1 pseudogene is annotated in these 255 nt (G+C 37.6%); it reads left to right on the top strand.

The annotated features are described in order from the left end of the window. Positions 1 to 255 (top strand): annotated as a pseudogene (locus tag ACEN4I_RS13595) (IS4/IS5 family transposase); the annotation flags it as partial.

The raw sequence follows: 255 nt of genomic DNA, 5'->3' as shown, positions 1-255 counted from the left end.
TGGAAGTGTTGGTCAATCAACCTGAGGCAACTTATGTATTCGATCGTGGTTACCTAGATTTCGAACGAATGGATAAAATGCACTGGAATGGTTATTTCTTTGTGACGAGAATCAAAAAGAATACAAAGGTTCATGTTTTGGAAACATTAGCAGCTTCCAAAGAAGACTCTATTATCAGCGACCAATTGGTCGCATTAGGTGCTCAAAACTATCTAACTTCCCGATTTCGTTTAGTGACTATTCAAGATCAAAAAG

Origin of the sequence: Desemzia sp. FAM 23990, from assembly GCF_045528485.1 — a bacterium.
Classification (GTDB): domain Bacteria; phylum Bacillota; class Bacilli; order Lactobacillales; family Carnobacteriaceae; genus Desemzia.
This window is presented reverse-complemented; position numbering and strand designations above follow the sequence as displayed.